Source organism: Paenibacillus kobensis NBRC 15729, from assembly GCF_004000825.1.
GTDB classification, from domain to species: domain Bacteria; phylum Bacillota; class Bacilli; order Paenibacillales; family Paenibacillaceae; genus Paenibacillus_T; species Paenibacillus_T kobensis.
Window position 1 is genome coordinate 46,542 of record NZ_BILZ01000022.1, and the last position, 17,090, is coordinate 63,631.

A 17,090-nucleotide genomic window follows, 5' to 3' on the forward strand; every position below is an offset into this window, starting at 1 on the left:
CGAATTCGGGAGAATATGATATTGCGGATTGCGGGTCTAAAGCGACCAAGAGAAAAGGCGGGATGATGATGGAAAAACAGCTGACTTTGAAGCATGAACATTTGAATTTGACGGCAACCCTTCACTATCCGACGGGAGACGGAAATGAAGGCAAGCGTCAGGCGGTTATTATTTGCCACGGCTTTATCGGCAGCCGCGTCGGCGTTGACCGGTTGTTCGTTAAGACAGCCCGCGCACTTGCAGCGGCAGGCTCTTATGTGCTTCGATTCGATTATGGCGGCTGCGGCGAAAGCGACGGCGATTATGGCGATCTTGGTCTCGAATCGATGATTGCGCAGACGCGTACCGCACTCGATTACATCTCGTCCATGGACTCGGTCGATCCGCATCGAATCGTACTGCTCGGTCATTCGCTCGGTGGAGCCACGGCATTGCTTACGGCTGTTCGGGACCGGCGGGTAAAGCGGCTGGTGCTCTGGTCTTCGGTTGCGCATCCGTTCTCGGACATCGTCCGAATCGTCGGCCGGTCGAACTACGACGAGGCGATCCAGACGGGCAGCACCGACCACGCAGGCTATTCGCTGAAGCCGGTGTTTTTCGACTCGCTGCAGGAGCATCAACCGTTCCAAGAGGCGCCGCGCTTCGGCGGCGACGTTCTGCTCGTTCACGGTACGAGCGACGACGTCATTCCGGCTGACTACAGCTTTTTGTACCAGAAAGTGTTCTGGACTCGGAGCGACGGCATTTGCGATAAAGAAATTATTTTTCAAGCGGACCATACGTATTCGAACCGGAAGCATCAAGAGGAAGCGATCAGCGTAACGAGAAACTGGCTGGCCGGTCTGGACCGCCGCCATGAGGAATGGCATCACTGGAGCATTTGAGCAGCGGGAGATTATTGGACCTTTATTGGATCTCGAAAACCTCGGATTCCACTTGGAGTGGAATTCGAGGTTTTTTGTTGCACACAAAAAGCGATGAATGGTTGTGACTTAAAAAGTGATGCAAGAACGCCGATGGTCGAGATAACCGGTCTGGTGTGACACAAAAAGTGATGCTGACTCGCTGCAGCCGCGCATGCAGGTGCGCTCGCAGCTCCAATTACGCACGCGCCTCGCGCCGCAAGACAACTTACCCTCTAATGTGGTTAAATGGAAATGTAAAGATTTATGGTTGGTTGAAGTCGTCCCGCCATACAAAGGAACAAGCAACGTGAATGCTGTCTACTACAATCGACAAAGGTGGAATACGAACATGGTTAAACGCTCGAAACGCGTGCATCATCTGGCGGTTGTCATTCTTGCCGCAGCGCTAACGGTGACCGCGTGCAGCTCCGGCGGCAAGAAGGAAGAGCCGCAGCAGACGTCTGCTCCCGTCGAGACGCAGCCGAATACAACGGAGACTGCCACGGCTGAACAGACGCCTGTCCCAGCCGCATTTACGACACCGCTTACCGGACTTCCGATCGAGCAGGAAGCGACACGCCGGCCGATTGCTGTCATGGTTAACAACTATAAGGCAGCAAGACCTCAATCAGGCTTGACGCAAGCCGATGTCGTGTGGGAAGTGCTCGCCGAAGGCGGCATTACGCGACTCGTCGCCATATTCCAAAGCTCGGAATCGACCGATCCGATCGGACCGATCCGCAGCATCCGGCCTTATCTCATCGATATCGGCGATTCCTATCATGCCGTGCTCGTGCATGCGGGAGCGAGCAACGATGCTTACGACATTCTCCAGCATCACGGCGGCAAAGACTATATGGACGAAATTACGAACGCAGGCGCATACTACTGGCGGGACAAAACGCGCAAGGCGCCGCACAATCTGTACTCCGATCTAGGCAAAATGCGCGACGGCGCAGAGCACAAGAAATATTCAGCCGATGTTCCGATTCCGTCATTCACCTTCTCGCAAGAAGGAGCGGGCACCTACGACGGGCTGGCGAACACCATCGACATCAAGTTTCTAATGGACGATTACAAAGTCAATTACAGCTACGATGCGGCCAAAAATGTGTACCTGCGCTCCATTAACGGTGAACCGCATATCGATCTGAACAATAAAGAGCAGCTGTCGGCCTCCAATGTCGTTGTGCTCGGCGCCAATCAGCAGACATATGACGACTATGGCCGGATGAAGGTCGACCTGTCTTCAGGCGGCAAGGCGGTGCTGTTCCAGAATGGACAAGCTGTTGTCTGCGAATGGACGAGATAAGGCACCGACACGATTCGTCTTGTGAAGGACGGCAAGGAGCTTCCGTTTATTCCAGGACACACCTTCTACCATATTGTTCCTAATAAGCCAACCTTTGAAGATCACTTGAAGTATGGGTGAATCTATTCGATTCTGGGAAAGCTGTAAAATGAAGTCGTCCAAGCAAGGAAAATTGTTAACGCTGTGTTAAATCGTTTACGAAAACTTAACATTGCCTTTCAAGCGTGATAAGATAATGAACGGCTCATATTTACAGAAACTTCTGAATCGGGCGAAGGGGACTAAAAGTGCATGTTATTTAAGAAAAAAGATATCTTTTTCAAAACATTGGAAGAAATGGCGGATACACTTGTTGTAGCGATCGAATATTTCAGTGCAAACGTCGTGAAGCTCAAAGATGTTAGTGCATTCGCGAAGCAGATGAAAGAATACGAATCGCAGTGCGACCATTACACGCATACGATCTTGACGGAGCTGAACAAAACGTTCATCACGCCGATCGAACGCGAAGACATCATGGCACTGACGAAGTCGCTGGACGACGTGCTTGACGGCGTTGAGGCGTGCGCATCCCGTTTTGAAATGTATCATATTATGGAGCACGATGAGTACATAGCGTTGTTCGCCGACAATCTCGTGCGTTGCTCGCATCAGATCAAGAAAGCCATCTATCTGTTGACCGAGAAGAAGCTGCTGGCGATTCGCGAGCCGAACATCGCCATCAACGAGCTGGAGAATCAAGCGGATGATCTGCTGCGCGTAGGCATTACGAACTTGTTCAGCAAAGTGAAGGATCCAATCGAGCTGATCAAGAAGAAGGAAATTTACGAGCGGCTGGAACAAACGACCGATTACTGCGAGGACGTCGCCAACACCCTCGAGTCCATTATTATGCGTAACAGCTAATTCACGAGGGGCAGGGCGATATTCTCATGCATATAGATCAGACTTATTTAATACTTAGTCTTGTTGTTTTTCTTGCGCTAGCGTTCGATTTCATTAACGGTTTCCACGATACGGCCAACGCCATCGCAACAACGGTATCGACGAGAGCGCTCAAGCCGCGTGTCGCGATTCTTCTGGCATCGGCTATGAACTTCGTCGGCGCGATACTGTTTACCGGCGTAGCGAAGACCATCGGCGGCAAGGTAGCGGATCCGCTTAAGATCGAGCATGGGGTTGAGGTCGTGATAGCGGCGTTGATCGCCGCTATCGCGTGGAACTTGATTACGTGGTGGTTCGGCATTCCGTCGTCCTCCTCCCATGCTTTGATCGGCTCGCTAGCGGGTGCGGTTATTTCGGCAGAAGGCTGGGACGGCATCAATGCGAGCGGCTTTAAGGACATCGTTAAGGCGCTTATTTTCTCGCCGCTTATCGCGTTCACGATTGGCTTCATCGTCATGTGGATTCTGAAGAAAGTATTCGCGAACTTCAGTCCGCACAAGCTGAACAAAGGATTCCGCACCGGACAAATTGCGACGGCCATGCTTCAATCGTTCGCGCACGGCACGAACGACGCGCAGAAGGCGATGGGCATTATCGTATTCGCACTGATGGCGGCGAAGGTGCAGGAGACGGACGACGTGCCGCTCTGGGTTAAAATTTCGGCGGCGCTCGCGATGGCGCTCGGTACTTCAATCGGCGGATATAAGATCATCAAGACGATGGGCACAAAGATCTTCAAAATCGAGCCGATCAACGGTTTCGCAGCGGACGTGACGTCGTATGCGGTCATTATGACGGCGACGATGCAGCACTTCCCAGTCAGCTCAACGCATGTCATTACGTCTTCAATTCTCGGCGTGGGCAGTGCGAAGCGCTTCTCCAGCGTCAAGTGGGGCGTAGCCGGCAAGATCATTATGTCCTGGATCATTACGATCCCGATCTCATCGTTGGTCGCAGCGCTCATCTTCCAGATCATCAAGGCGATTTTCCTATAAAACAAATAAACCGCGTTTCGTCCGGAAGGGGACGAGCGCGGTTTTTTGTATTGCACGGAAAGGAGCTTATAGAATCGGAGACAGCAGCTTGGACAGCGATTCGTTGAACTTGCTCCAGGCAGAACGGTTGTTGTAGTCGGTCAGCGTAAACGGGATGCTCTTCTCGACGTCGGCCCAGTAGATCTCTTCGAGCCGCCCAGCTGTCGACCGGTCGTAGAAGACGGCGTTCACCTCGAAGTTCAGCTGCAGGCTGCGAATATCGAAGTTGGCGGTTCCGACGGTGGCGACCGATCCGTCGATGACCATCATTTTGGCATGGAGGAAACCGTCATTATAGAGGTAGCATTTCACGCCCGCTTGGAGCAACTCGCCGACATAGTAGCGTGTCGCCCAATGAACGAACATGTGATCCGCCAGATTCGGAATCATAATGCGGACGTCGACGCCTGACAATGAAGCAACGCGAAGGGCGTTCAACAAGCTTTCATCGGGTATAAAATATGGCGTCTGCACGAGTATGGTCTTCTTCGCCGTATAGATCATGTGCAGCAGCGCATTCTCGATATGGCGCCATTGATCGCTCGGACCGCTCGCAACGAATTGCATCGCCAGCTTCTTCTTCGGCTCATGCTCTTCTGCCGAAGGCAGGAAAAATTCCGGCCGGAGCTGGACGACCCGATGCTTCGCTAAGCTCCAGTCCATTAGAAACAACGATTGCAGCGTGCGGACGGACTCGCCCGTAATGCGCATATGCGTGTCGCGCCAATGGCCGAAGCGGGGGTTAAGCCCGACATATTCGTTGCCGACGTTGAAGCCGCCCGTGTAGCTGATCCGGCTGTCGATGACGACGATTTTGCGGTGATTACGGTAATTGATCCGGTAATTCAAATAACGGATGCGGGAAGGAAAGAACACTGCCCGCTGCGCGCCTGAAGCGTCATAGTCGGTGAAGAAGCTGTCGCTAAGCTGATTGGAACCGATGTCGTCATAGAGCAGCCGGACATGGACCCCTTCCTTCGCCTTCGCGATGAGGGCATCGCGGATACGCCGCCCCCACTCGTCATTGTTGAAGATGTAATATTGCATATGAATATGGTGCTGCGCGGCGGCTATGTCGGCTAATAGCCGCTCGAACTTCGCCAGACCGTTCGTGAAGAAATCGACTTCGTTGTGCAGGGTCAGCAGCGAGCGGGTCGCATTCAAGTCGATCAACTTCCGGTAAGGATCGATGGCTCCGTCTTCGTCGGCGGGCCAGCCTTCGGCGAGCATGCGCGCTTGTTCCGTAATGGCGGCATTCAGTTGTTCCCGGAACCGCCGGTCAAGACGGTACAGCTTTCTTCTGCGCAAATTTTGCCCGAGAAACATATAGAGCGCGAAGCCAAGCACCGGTACGAACAGCAGCACCATCAGCCAAGACCAGGTGGCTTCGACGTTGCGCCGTTCCATGAAGACGACGACGCAGGCGAGCAATATATTGACCGGAAGCAGCAGGAGAAGCAGCAGTAAAATCAGTTCTGCGGAAGTCATCGGTGGACACTCCTAAGATGCGATGATAGATAAAACGTTGCATCTTGCATCTTACCTATTTTCGGTAATAGCGTCAAGAATGATACACGGCTCCTCCGGAAACGGGTGGTAAAATCCGGTTGACAACGCTTACAGGCGGGTGATATGATCAATTCCACCGGATGATGCAAACGTTACCACAAATTCTCCCCACCGTCGTTTTATTTTCCACGCCAGTAAACATTGTCTGCCAGAATGATGGACTCGTTTTTTTCTATGTTTTATCAAACATTGTCGTATTTTAAGGGCTTATTCGCTGCTAGTGGAGAGTGGGGCTGATTGGAATACGGCAGCTTGTTTTTTCTTATTTGTGCAAACGATTGCACATATTGGGGTTGTCCAGTCTAATGGACCATGAATACAGTTGAAGCAAGGATAGTGGTCGTACGGTATCGATATCGGTGGCGGGGGGCGGATATTCGGACGTTAGGCTCGATCATTTGAAAGTCAGAAGGAGGAGTAGTGTATGCGGCATCATACGATTCAAACGTACAGGTTGTTTTTGTGCCTTGTGCTGGTCATGCAGATCGGAATAGGGACAGCGCTCTCCGGCAACTTAACGGGAAGGGCATATGCAGCGGGCGCAGGCTCCGACGGGAGTGCGGGAGGAAGCATCGAGTACCCGGACTACGGATCGGACAGCCAGCCTGGCGGGACGACCAGATGGTATGCGGCAGGAAGCTTCAACGGATGGAACAATGCCGATGCGGCATTCCAGTTCAAACATTTGGCAGGAGGGTTCTACACGCTTGTTCTTCCGCTGGATCCGGGCACTTATGAGTTTAAACTGACGAAGAACGGAACGTGGGACGGCTTCAGCAACGCGGGCAACAACTTCTCCATGACGCTCGGCGGAACGGCGAAGACCGACGTTCGATTCTATATTAATGAAGAGCTCGGACAGGCGCGCATTAGCGTTCCGGGCGTTGAAAATTTGGCACAGTATGTACCGGCCGTACCGGTTAGCAGCTGGCCGCGGCTCGTAGGCGACATCCAGACGGCGTTCGGCGAGCCGGCTTGGAACCCTGCGGAAGCAAAGCAGATGTTCGTCGACTACAACTTCGACGGCACCCTCTTCTTGCTGCAGCGCACGATGCCTGCCGGCAAGTACGAAGCGAAGGTGGCGATGGGGGGCGACTGGACGGTCAATTACGGCGCTAACGGGCTGAATGGTTCGAATCTTGCGCTGAACGTGCTCGATCCAACGAACGTCACATTCGCGCTTGATCTTGGATCAGGCGCTGCGGCGAAGCTGACGCACGACTACAAGCCGAAGGACCAGGAGTTCGACGGCCAGATCAATAAGGATGCTATCGTGTTCGACAGCCGATCGGTTACTTACAAGAAGCCGTTCGGCGCGATTGAGGAAGGCAAGCAGGATTTGACGCTTCGCATTGCAGCGGAAGCGGGCGACGTAGAGATGGCGCGTGCCGAGCTGACAGACGGCTCAGGTCTCGCCCGCACTTATGACATGGCGAAAGCGACGACGGCCGGCGGCAAAGATTACTTCGAAGCCGTCATTCCGAAGAGCGAGCTTGCTCCTTACGGCGTTTGGTCCTATAAATTTATACTGATCGACGGCAGTACGAAGGTGGAATACGGCGACGACGGCACGCGCGGCGGCAAGGGCGCAGCGGCGGCAGAAGGCGCGCTGCCTTATGATTTGACCGTATACAAAGCGGGATTCTCTACGCCGGATTGGATCAAGGATGCGGTCGTGTACCAGTTGTTCGTCGACCGTTTCTTCGATGGCGACTCATCGAACAACCGCGCGAAAGCGGTTGACGGCGTTCGCGGCGTCCGCAACGACGGCGGCACAGGCGAGCCGGTCATTACGGCGACGAAGAGCCAGTATTTCGACGGCGGCGTGCCGAATGATCCGACGCCGGATCAAGTATGGGGCAACTGGTCGGATGCACCGGAGAATCCGGACCGCATTAGCGCCGAGAACAAGCCGTATTATCCGAATGCGAAGTCGGACGGCGTATGGTCGAACGAATTCTACGGCGGCGATATCGAAGGGATCGGCAAGAAGCTGGACTACTTGAAGTCGATCGGCATCACGGCCATTTATTTGAACCCGGTTGCCTGGGCAGCTTCAAACCACAAGTACGACGCTACCGATTATAAGCATCTGGATCCGATGTTTGGCGAGCCGGTGTACAATACGCCAGGCGATCCGTTGTCGGGACTCGATTACGAGAAGACGCGAGTCGCATCCGACCGCGTGTTCAGCGAATTCGCGAAGCAGGCTATGGCGAAGGACATCCGGCTTATTATGGACGGTGTGTTCAACCATGTCGGCGATGACTCGATCTATTTTGACCGGTATGAGAAATATCCGGAGATCGGCGCTTACGAGTATTGGGCGAAGGTATGGGACAAAGTGAACGCAGGTATATCGCAGCCGGATGCCGAGCAGCAGGTGATCGCGTCGTTCACGTCGCAGATCAATCCGCTGACAGGTGTTCATTACGCTTATCCGGACGATTTTACGTATACGACATGGTTCACGGTTCTGAACGAGAAGACGAACGAGAAAGATCCGAACGGCAATTACCGGTACAAATATGATGCATGGTGGGGGTACGATTCGCTGCCGGTTATGGATGCGGTAGAACCGCAGCCGGGCGACACGGATTCGCTGTCCGGCCAGCATGAGTGGAACAATGTGAATTACCGCGAAGAGGTTATCGGCCACGACCTGACAGGCAAAACAGCCGGCGAAGCCGATTCCGCGATGCAGAATACGGTATCGCAGCGCTGGGCGTGGTTGGGCGCAAGCGGTTGGCGCCTCGACGTTGCCCCAGACGTATCAGCGGGCACATGGGAGAAATTTCGCGATGCGGTCAAATCGGTTGAAGGACGGACGAACACGAACGGAGCGGCAATCGACGAACCGTTCATTCTCGGCGAGGAGTGGGGCGTAGCGACGAAATTCCTGCTGGGCGACCAATTCGACTCCGTCATGAACTATCGATTCCGCGGCGCTCTGCAATCGTTCATGATCAGCGGCGATGCAGCCGCGATGAACGAAGCGCTCGAATCGATCCGCGAAGACTACCCGAAGGAAGCATGGCAGTCGATGCTAAACCTGGTCGACTCCCATGACACGACACGCAACATTACGAAGTTGGAGCATCCGGACTGGGAGGAAGAGCATCTGGCGATAGCGGGCGAAGCAGGAGATCTGGCTATGAAGCGCCAAGCGCTGACGGCGCTGTTCCAGCTCGGTTATCCGGGTGCACCGACGATCTACTATGGCGACGAAGTCGGACTGACGGGCACGAAGGACCCGGATTCGCGCAAAACGTTCCCGTGGGAACGCGTACAGGAGAGCGGGGGCGCATTCGCAGGCCAAGGCACTTACGGGTCGCTGCTGTCGATGTACCAGAAGGCGGCAGCCGTTCGCCACGGGCATGCTGTGTTCAGCACGGGCGATCTGAAGACTGTCTATGCGCAGGGCGATGTCATCGCTTATGCCCGCAAGAATAGCAAGGTAGCAGGTCTGGTTATGATTAACCGGGGCGAGACGGCGGTAACGATCGAGGCGAATACGGCGGGTTATCTGCCGGAGGGGCTTACGTTCACGGATGCACTCGGAAGCGGCGCGCAAGCGGCGGTTGCAAGCGGTAAAATCGTGCTGACGATACCCGCGCTGACAGGTTACATGATGCTGTCCGACCAGCAGCTGTCATCGGTTGCCGACGTGCAAGCGCTGTCCGCAGCAGGCGGCAACGGCTCCGTCAAGCTGGCGTGGGACGAAGCGGCCGGCGCAGACCGCTACAACGTCTACCGTGCGGCGATTGAAGGCGGCGACCTGACACTGCTTGGCTCGGTGCCGGCGACTGGCGCGCAAGGGGGTTACACGGATACGGCTGTCACGAACGGCACGAAGTATTATTATGCCGTAACGGCTGCTCAAGGAACAGCCGAAAGCGCGATGAGCGCGATGGTATCAGCTCTGCCGGCGTTCGCGGTGAACGGCGTTGCGATTACAGCGCAAGCGCCGAACCTGACGATCGGCACGGGCAAGATGACGGAACCCGTCTCGGTGTCGGTGGCGGTGTACGGATTGACGGATGATCCGGCGCTCGCGGGCAAGGAAGCGAAAGGGCTGGAAGCGAAGCTCGTCTACTACAATCTCGCACAAGGCCCATCGACGGCGCAGGAGACCAAGCTGCGTTACGCATCGGATACGGCAGGCGGAGAGAAAGTATATTGGGCGTCGTTCGAACCGACGGAACCGGGCACCTATGCTTATTTCGCGAAGGTATCGACGAATAACGGCGAATCGTTCTCCGTATCGCCGTCCGTTACGCTGGAGGCGTTGGCGGATACGACGGATACGGCTGCGCCGGAGGCGCCGGTGCTGCAGCCGATTACGGTGGAATCGAACCGCGTACAGCTGAACTGGACGCAGCCGGCGGGCGGAGAAGCGCCGGCTGGGCATGAAGTGTTCCGCCAATCGCCGGGCGATTCTGCGTTCAAGCGGATTGCAAGCCTTGCGGCGGACGCGGTAACGTTCACCGACTTTGCGGTGAGCAACGACAAAAACTATGTGTATTACGTTACTTCCTATGATGCTGCATACAATCGTGCGCAATCCGGCATGCAAGCCGTAACGCCGAAGCTCGTCATGGTCGATGTGACGCTGCGGCTTCATATTCCAACGTACACGCCGACGACGAGCGATATATTCATTGCGGGCGATCTGAACGGCTGGAATGCAAGCGGCGGCAAGCTGAATGTGCCGAGCGGCGCTACGACGCGCGAGGTCGTGGAATACAAGTTCAAAATGATGGCAGGCAAGAGCATTCAGTACAAATATACGCGCGGTTCTTGGGACACGGAAGCGTTCACGAGCCATACGCGCAGCGCAAATGACACGACCGATTACGGCAATTGGGCGTACAGCTCGACCGATACGAACATGCGGCTGACGATCCAGAACCAGGGCAGCAACCAAATGATCGTCGACGATTATGTGCTGCGTTGGGTCGATATGCCGATGATCATTACGATGCCGCGCCAATCGTTCGGCGAGGATATCGCGTTCACGACCGATGAAGCAAGCGTGAAGCTGAAGGCGTTCGTGCCTTATGGCGCAGCATTCACGATCAATGGCCAGCCGCTTGCAGCTGGCGCAATGGATGCATACGGCAACGTGAATCTGGATGCAATGCCGCTAGCGGCAGGCGTCAACACATTCGTTCTGCATATTGAGCCTACGGCTGAGACGCTTGCGCAGTCATGGTATGCGGACAAAGGACGCGCAAACCAAGCGACGAAGACGATTACGATGACGATTACCCGCACGAGCGGCGGTTCGGGAGGATCGACCGGCGGAGACTCGGGCGGTAACGGAAGCGGTGCAGGAGCGGGCAGCGGCAATGGCAGCGGCTCCGGAACCGGAACTGAATCCGGAATAGGTACAGGAACAGGTGCAGGAACAGGGACGGACGGCAATTCCGGCGACAGTGCAGAGCCAGCGGTTACGTTCCCGGATTTGCAGCATCACTGGGCCAAAGATGAGATCGAGCGGCTGTCTGCCCTTGGCATCGTAAAAGGCCGTCCAAACGGTTGGTTCGATCCGCAAGGAACGGTTACGCGGGCGGAATTTGCAGCGCTCCTTGTTCGCGCGGTGAAGCTGAATGCGGCAGGGGCCGAGGCGCTTGCTTCGGCAATGGCGGCAGGAGGCACTGCGGAGGCGGCGTTCAAGGACGTCCCGGCCGGCGCATGGTACGCAGAGGACGTGAATGCTGCTTATGCTCTTGGACTCGTAACCGGCTTATCAACAGACCGATTCGCTCCGAACGAGCGAATTACGCGGCAGCAGATTGCCGTCATGATGGCTAGAGCGGCGGCTATCGCTGGGTTCGCAAGCAAGGAAGACGGCAGCAATGGCGCGCAAGTGCTGGATGGATTGACAGACCGCGCGGGCATCGCCGCATGGGCAGATGAGGCGGTCCGGTTCGTCGTCGGAGAGGGCTTGATGCAAGGCGACGCTTCGCACCGGTTCCATGCGGAGAGCAGCGCCACGCGGGCCGAAGCGGCTGTCGTGTTGGCACGGCTGTTGCGAATGGCTGACGTACTGCAATAGCAGCATTTCGCAGAGAAACAGAATAGAGTGATCAGGGAGCCGTTCCGATCCGCATACCGCGGATGCTGGAACGGCTTTTTTGTGCTTGAACGCTAAGGCTCGCATGGACGCTTGCCGCTGACCTGTCCTTGCGGGGCCCGGCACGGGAAGTGTAAGGGGACAAAGGCACATTTTGTGACAGGTAGGCATGGAAACAGACTATCCGCTTCAGTCCTCATAAGATGGCAGAGATGGTAGGGAGGTGACGAGGATCGATGGGCTCTTCGGACCATAAGAAGCATAGCTGCAGGTCTAAGCACAAGAAGAAGAAACTGTGCCGCAAGTTCTCCCGCCGCAAATGCTGCTGCAAACAGCCGATTCGCGCGAGAACGTGCATTGAAATACCAATCAGGCCAGGACAGATTGTCAGACTGATCCGGCTTTTGAAATTAGAGAATGCTCTTATTACACGTGTGTTGTTGGAAGATAACAAGTCAGAGGCCGATCGGCTTCGCATTGCATTGGTCCGGTTGAACCGGCTGCTGAGGAAGCTGTGTCCGAATGCATCAGAAGAGGGCATCCGATTGGCGGTGCAGTTCCTCTTGGTCAGACAGTTTATGGAACCGCAAATTATTAATACGGCCATAGCCATTACACTCAAACTTTATTTCATACATGTGCAGTCCGTCGCCGTCCGGCTGGAGATCGGGCAGACCATATTGAATCAAATACTCGTCATCATTCAAGATATCGATAACACGTTGAATCTGATCATTACTCAAGGTATGGCCGGTCCGCAAGGACCGCCAGGACCGCAAGGCCCTCCGGGACCGCAGGGACCGCCGGTCGTCGTCGGGTGCAACGCGGTGGCGCTTGGGCCGTGTTCGTTCGCAGAAGGCCGGGACACGCTGACGACGGCTATTGCAGCGGCTTCGCACGCCGAAGGCGAAGCGACCGTCGCCAACGGGCATGGCGCCCATTCCGAAGGCGGCATGACGCAGGCGAACGCGGAGTTCGCGCATGCGGAGGGCAACGCGACGATGGCGAACGGCGCGAACAGTCACGCCGAGGGCGACGGGACGGTCGCGCAAGGGGTATCGTCGCATGCGGAAGGCACTTCGACGAATGCGAACGGGTTGAGCTCGCACGCCGAAGGCAACGGGACGAACGCGAACGGCGAGAACTCGCATGCAGAAGGCTCGGGCACGACGGCCGGAGGCAATGACTCGCATGCGGAGGGCGCGGGTACGACGGCAAGCGGCGACAACTCGCACGCGGAAGGCGCCGGCACGACGGCGGGCGGTTCGGCATCGCATGCGGAGGGCGCCGGCACGAACGCAAGCGGAAGCAATGCGCATGCCGAGGGCGGCGGCACGACGGCAAGCGCCGACAATGCGCATGCGGAAGGCGGCAATACGACGGCGAGCGGCAATAATTCGCATGCCGAGGGGGCCAGCACGACGGCAAGCGGTTCGTCTTCGCACGCGGAGGGCTTTAATACGCGGGCCACTCTTGACAATGCGCATGCCGAGGGCGCTTTCACGCAGGCGAACGGCTCGTCTTCGCACGCGGAAGGCGGCGGCACGACCGCGGGCGGTACGAATGCGCATGCGGAGGGGGGAGGAACGGTCGCAAGCGGCGATCAAGCGCATGCGGAGGGTTTCAATACGCAGGCGACGGGCAACGATTCGCATGCCGAAGGCTCCTTCACGCAGGCGACCAACGATTCGGCTCACGCGGAGGGCCAAGGGACGGTGGCGAGCGGACCGAGCGCGCATGCCGAAGGGCAAGGTGCGCAGGCGCTCGGCAGAGGCTCGCACGGCGAGGGGTTGAACAGCCAAGCGGTTGCCGACTTCTCCCATGCGGAAGGTGAGGGAACGTTCGCGCGCGGATTCCGTTCCCACTCCGAAGGATTAGGAACGCAGGCGAACGGCGACCAGGCGCATGCGGAAGGGACCGGGTCGATTGCCTCGGCTTCGAACTCTCACGCTCAAGGCTTCAATACGCAAGCGACGAATACGGAATCGACTGCATTCGGCGCTTTCTCGATAGCCTCTGGCGTACGTTCGTTTGCCACCGGCAACGGCACGACGGCGAGCGGGGAGAATGCCGTCACATTCGGCAATGCCACCGTGGCTGACGCGGCTAACTCGTTCGCCGGCGGCAACAACACGAATACGGGCGGATTGACGGGCGCCTATATTATGGGCGAGAACGGCACCGCACGGTTCGCGAATTCGTTCCATGTTGCTAACGGAGCGGCTGTCGGTCCAACGCTCAACTCCGTCATTCTGGACGGACCAGGGGGTAATCTGTTCCTTGATGGTGCTGTAATTGCTCCGGCGGCGGCCGATTATGCGGAAATGTTCGAGACGGCGGATGGTTCTCCGATTGAAGCCGGGTATTTCGTGACGCTGGAAGGCGAGCGCATTCGCCGCGCGAACTCGAATGACGCTTATGTGCTCGGCATCACAAGCGCGACGCCGGCGGTGGTCGGCGATGCCTGCGATCTCCGGTGGCACAATTTGTTTCTGACCGACGAGTTCGGAAGGGTGCTGAAGGATCAGAACGGCGAGCGGATTCTGAATCCGGAATACGATCCGGACAGAGAGTACGTTCCGCGGCGGGAGCGTCCGGAATGGGTGGCGGTCGGTCTGCTCGGCAAGCTCATCGTGCATGATGACGGCACATGCGAAGCGAACGGATTCTGCCAGCCGGACGACGAAGGCCGGGCGACGGCGGCAGCTTCCGGTTACCGCGTCATGAAGCGTATTAACGAATCGCTCGTAAGGATATTGCTGAAGTAAGATATCGGCGTGATGCACCGGGCAGGGCAGCGGCATCTGACAGCTGCCCTATCTGTTTGTTCAAGCGTTCAAGCAACGAGTACGCGCCAGCCCGCGATTTTTCTTTTGCACCCGAGCAGCATTGCGTTATACTAACCGGAAGAAAGGGGAGGACGTGATGTCGATCCGAATCCGGCTGCTGCTCTCGTTCACGGCATTGCTGGCTGTTGCCGTCGTGTTGTTCGTCCTGACGGCATTTCTAAGCTCGGTTGCCATTACGGGCGACGTTCGAAGCATGAGCAGCTTTTACCATATTCATTACTCGCTTCATCCGTTGACGGATGAAGAAGAATCGATATTTCTTGATCTCAAATATTTGGCCAAGCAGGATCCGGCGCAGTTAAACGATCCGGCACTGCTGGCCTCCTATGATCTGAAGCTCAAAATGGTACAAGCCGGCCTGTTCGTCCGGCGGGACGATACAATGACGTATGCATCGCCGTCGCTGGCGGAGCCGGAGATGGGAAGCGCGCTTCCTCCATACGATGCCGCGAATAATGCGATCCGCAGTACGCTAAACGTTGGAAGCCGGTTTTTCTCTTATGCGAAATTCGACTTTCCGTTTCCGGACGGGCAGCAAGGCAGCCTGTATGTCATGCGCGAGCGGAGCCCTTGGGCGGAAGTCGTCCAGAAGCTGCTGCCGATTCTTATTCTCGTGCTGCTGGCGGTTATGCTGTTGACGGGGCTGCTGCTGTACCGCTATGTCACGCGCTCGATCGTTCGTCCGCTCGATACGCTCCGGCGTTCGGCTGAGCAAATCAAGGAAGGGGATCTGCAGTTCGAGCTCATTCCGCAGGCGCGGGACGAGATCGGACAGCTGAGTATGACGTTCGAGGAGATGAGGCGCAGACTGAATGAATCGATCCAGCTTCAGCTTCAATACGAGGACAACCGGAAGCAGCTGATCTCGAACATTTCGCACGACTTGAAGACGCCGATCGCCACGATCAAGGGCTACACGGAAGGCATTCGGGACGGCTTGGCGAACACGCCGGATAAGCTGGACAAGTATGTAGGAATCATTCACGACAAAATAACGGATATGGGACGGCTCGTCGATGAGCTTCTGCTCTATTCGAAGCTGGACTTGAAGCGGGAGCCGTATTCCTTCGAGCGGATCGATCTTGTTTTGTTCGCAAGGGATGCGGGGGAAGAGACCGGGTTCGAGCTGGGCGAACAGGGCATTGAGGTGAAGCTTGAGCTCGAAGCGAACATCTCGCAGCACGGAGCGGTGATCTTGGCGGACCGGGCCAAAATGAAGCGAGTCATCGGCAATTTGGTCCAGAACAGCGCGAAGTTTATGGATAAGGACGAGAAGCGGATTACGCTGCGGGTTGGGATAGACGATGCTGCTGCTGATACAGCTATTCTCGAGATCGAGGACAACGGGACCGGCATCCGGACCGAAGCGCTGCCGCATGTGTTCGAGCGGTTCTACCGGGGAGACCATGCGCGCAATACGCAAGCAGGCGGCAGCGGGCTGGGGCTGGCGATCGCCAAGCAAATTGTGGAGGGCCACGGCGGTACGATAACGGCGGCGAGCGAGGCCGGTGCCGGAACGACGATTCGAATTCGGCTGCCGCTTTACAGAAGTGAGAATGAAGGACAGGACAACAAAGCGGGGGACGAAGCATGAAACGGATTTTAATTATCGAGGACGAGAAGCCGATCGCGGAGCTGGAGCGGGACTATTTCGAACTGCACGGGTTTGCGGCCGATCTTGTGCATGACGGGGCGGAAGGGCTGCAGCAAGCGTTGTCCGGCGGATATGACTTGATTCTGCTCGACTTGAACTTGCCGGGCTTCGACGGCTTGGACGTATGCCGCGCCATTCGGGACAAGCTGGACGTCCCGATTCTGATCGTATCCGCTCGGGATGAAGAGATTGATAAAATACGAGGCTTCGGCCTCGGCGCCGACGATTATATTACGAAGCCGTTCAGCCCAAGCGAGCTGATTGCCCGGGCGAAAGCGCATCTTGGCCGTTACGAGCGGTTCACGAGCCGCGCCGTCCAGACGGGGCAGGATCAGATTAAAGTTCGCGAGCTCGTCATCGATCGAACGTCGCGGCGCGTCTATGTGCGGGGCGAAGAGGTGCTGCTGCCGGCACGGGAATTCGATGTGCTTGCTTTTATGGCGGCCCATCCGAACCGGGTGTTCAGCAAGGAAGAGCTGTTCGAGCGGCTGTGGGGTCTCGACTCGGCGGGCGATATCGCAACGGTGGCCGTCCATATCCGCAGGGTGCGGGAGAAGATCGAGGCCGTCCCGTCCAATCCGCAGTTTATCGAGACGGTATGGGGCGCGGGTTACCGGTTTACGGTATAAGCTTCAGCCGGTCGTCCAGACCGCATTCGATGATTTTTTTTTCGAAAATGTTGCCCTCTTGTTTATAAAAAGTTAATCGGGCGTTTCATCCTTGTTCAATCCTCGCCGTTATGA

Annotated in this window: 9 protein-coding genes; 8 read left to right on the plus strand and 1 reads right to left on the minus strand. The window is 56.4% G+C overall.

The genetic code is table 11. From position 1 onward, the window contains the following. Positions 1–68: 68 nt before the first annotated feature. From PKO01S_RS14340 to PKO01S_RS14355, 4 genes are all read left to right on the plus strand, one after another. The gene (locus PKO01S_RS14340) at positions 69–884 is read left to right on the plus strand and encodes an alpha/beta hydrolase (protein WP_164779612.1); all 816 of its coding nucleotides are present in this window, start codon (positions 69–71) and stop codon (positions 882–884) included. 370 nt (positions 885–1,254) lie between these two features. Then, entirely contained in the window at positions 1,255–2,217 is a 963-nt protein-coding gene (locus PKO01S_RS14345; protein WP_307719832.1) for a DUF3048 domain-containing protein, read from the plus strand. Positions 2,218–2,508: 291 nt separating this feature from the next. After that, a complete protein-coding gene (locus PKO01S_RS14350) occupies positions 2,509–3,123 on the plus strand; it encodes a DUF47 domain-containing protein (protein WP_127532040.1) in 615 nt (204 codons plus the stop codon). A gap of 26 nt (positions 3,124–3,149) precedes the next feature. Next, entirely contained in the window at positions 3,150–4,157 is a 1,008-nt protein-coding gene (locus tag PKO01S_RS14355; protein WP_407669651.1) for an inorganic phosphate transporter, read from the plus strand. A 66-nt stretch (positions 4,158–4,223) separates the two neighbouring features. Here the strand turns inward: PKO01S_RS14355 and cls are convergent, their stop codons facing one another. Next, positions 4,224–5,684: a cardiolipin synthase gene (gene cls, locus PKO01S_RS14360; protein WP_127532041.1), complete on the minus strand. Its 1,461-nt coding sequence runs from the start codon at positions 5,682–5,684 to the stop codon at positions 4,224–4,226. A gap of 505 nt (positions 5,685–6,189) precedes the next feature. On the opposite strand from cls, the gene PKO01S_RS14365 reads away from it, so the two are divergent. The 4 genes from PKO01S_RS14365 (at position 6,190) to PKO01S_RS14395 (ending at position 16,976) form a co-directional block, all read left to right on the plus strand. Further along, on the plus strand, positions 6,190–11,826 hold the full coding sequence (locus PKO01S_RS14365; RefSeq protein ID WP_246070580.1) for an alpha-amylase family glycosyl hydrolase: 5,637 nt from the start codon (positions 6,190–6,192) through the stop codon (positions 11,824–11,826). Between the two features lie 254 nt (positions 11,827–12,080). Next, on the plus strand, positions 12,081–14,612 hold the full coding sequence (locus PKO01S_RS14385) for a peptidase G2 autoproteolytic cleavage domain-containing protein (RefSeq protein ID WP_246070581.1): 2,532 nt from the start codon (positions 12,081–12,083) through the stop codon (positions 14,610–14,612). A gap of 157 nt (positions 14,613–14,769) precedes the next feature. Continuing rightward, entirely contained in the window at positions 14,770–16,287 is a 1,518-nt protein-coding gene (locus PKO01S_RS14390; protein ID WP_127532043.1) for a sensor histidine kinase, read from the plus strand. After that, entirely contained in the window at positions 16,284–16,976 is a 693-nt protein-coding gene (locus PKO01S_RS14395; RefSeq protein ID WP_127532044.1) for a response regulator transcription factor, read from the plus strand. Before PKO01S_RS14390 ends, PKO01S_RS14395 begins: the two co-directional genes overlap by 4 nt. The last annotated feature ends 114 nt before the right edge of the window (positions 16,977–17,090 follow it).

Bases quoted from the DNA above. Each gene is read 5' to 3' on its own strand.
- PKO01S_RS14340 (WP_164779612.1), top strand. From the start codon at position 69: ATGGAAAAACAGCTGACTTTGAAGCATGAACATTTGAATTTGACGGCA.
- PKO01S_RS14345 (WP_307719832.1), top strand. From the start codon at position 1,255: ATGGTTAAACGCTCGAAACGCGTGCATCATCTGGCGGTTGTCATTCTT.
- PKO01S_RS14350 (WP_127532040.1), top strand. From the start codon at position 2,509: ATGTTATTTAAGAAAAAAGATATCTTTTTCAAAACATTGGAAGAAATG.
- PKO01S_RS14355 (WP_407669651.1), top strand. From the start codon at position 3,150: ATGCATATAGATCAGACTTATTTAATACTTAGTCTTGTTGTTTTTCTT.
- cls (WP_127532041.1), bottom strand. From the start codon at position 5,684: ATGACTTCCGCAGAACTGATTTTACTGCTGCTTCTCCTGCTGCTTCCG.
- PKO01S_RS14365 (WP_246070580.1), top strand. From the start codon at position 6,190: ATGCGGCATCATACGATTCAAACGTACAGGTTGTTTTTGTGCCTTGTG.
- PKO01S_RS14385 (WP_246070581.1), top strand. From the start codon at position 12,081: ATGGGCTCTTCGGACCATAAGAAGCATAGCTGCAGGTCTAAGCACAAG.
- PKO01S_RS14390 (WP_127532043.1), top strand. From the start codon at position 14,770: ATGTCGATCCGAATCCGGCTGCTGCTCTCGTTCACGGCATTGCTGGCT.
- PKO01S_RS14395 (WP_127532044.1), top strand. From the start codon at position 16,284: ATGAAACGGATTTTAATTATCGAGGACGAGAAGCCGATCGCGGAGCTG.